Raw genomic sequence first — 1,099 nt, forward strand, 5'->3', positions numbered from 1 at the left:
GACTGGTAGAACTCCGGTGTGGCGCGCTTCGATGTGACCGATGCTGAGTGGGCTTTGATCGAGCCGCATCTGCCGGTGGCGGCTACCGGGCCGCTGCCCCGGCGGGTGCGTGATCAGTTCAATGGAATCTTGTGGCGGTTTCGCACCGGGTCTGGCTGGCGTGACGTGCCGGAACGGTACGGGCCTTGGTCCACGCTCTACTCCCGGTTCAACGGCTGGGCCAAGGCTGGGGTGTTCCAGCATCTGATGGACGCGCTGATCGCCGAGGCCGCAGCGCGCGGGCAGGTGGGGCTGGAACTGGTCAGCGTGGATTCCACGATCGTGCGGGCGCATCAGGAGTCGGCCGGGCTGGCGGTGGCCGGGGAGACCCTGGATGCGCTGGAGCAGGCACTGACGGAGGAAAAGGGGGCGCCGCTTGCGGAGCAACCGCCGGTGCTGCGAGTGATACGCCGCAGGTCACGCCCGACGCACCCGGCACGGACTTCGCGAACGACGCGGGCCATACGCTCGCATCGTTAGCGTCGCCGGTGCGTGATCGCGGCGCCACCCGGCGGCGCCGCAAGGCCAGGGCGAAGGCTGCCGGGCTCGGCCGATCCCGAGGCGGGCTGAGTAGCAAGATCCATGCCGCGGTCGACGCCGCCGGGCTGCCGCTGGCCTTCGTGCTCACGCCTGGGCAGGCCGCCGACTGCCCGCGGTTCATCACCGTCTTGGACAAGATCCGCATCTGCGGTCCGGCCGGCCGGCCTCGCACCCGCCCTGCCGCGGTGGCTGCGGACAAGGCGTACTCCTCCCAGGCCAACCGTTCCTACCTGCGCCGTCGCCGGATCACCGCGATCATCCCGGAGAAGAGTGATCAGCAGGCCAACCGGAAGAGGAAGGGTTCGGCCGGCGGACGGCCCGTCAGCTTCGATCCCGGCCGCTACCGGCAGCGCAACACTGTCGAACGGTGTTTTCAGAAGATCAAGGCCTGGCGTGGTCTGGCTACCCGCTACGACAAAGCCCCAGAGAACTACGAGGCTGGGCTCTTTCTTCGAGGCTCGATCATGTGGGTGAAGGTCCTCACCTGAACCACATGATCCGAACCCCAAACAGCTCCTAG

At 67.9% G+C, this 1,099-nt stretch carries 1 protein-coding gene and 1 pseudogene; both read left to right on the plus strand.

Going from position 1 to position 1,099, the window contains the following annotated elements:
* Positions 1-18: 18 nt before the first annotated feature.
* Complete coding sequence (locus AB0J53_RS45215; RefSeq protein ID WP_357582863.1) at positions 19-519, plus strand: IS5 family transposase; 501 nt, start codon at positions 19-21, stop codon at positions 517-519.
* 14 nt (positions 520-533) lie between these two features.
* Positions 534-1,067: pseudogene (locus AB0J53_RS45220) on the plus strand (IS5 family transposase); the annotation flags it as partial.
* Between the last annotated feature and the right edge of the window lie 32 nt (positions 1,068-1,099).

The sequence above is a fragment of the Nonomuraea sp. NPDC049725 genome, from assembly GCF_040674795.1.
Classification (GTDB): Bacteria; Actinomycetota; Actinomycetes; order Streptosporangiales; family Streptosporangiaceae; genus Nonomuraea; species Nonomuraea ceibae.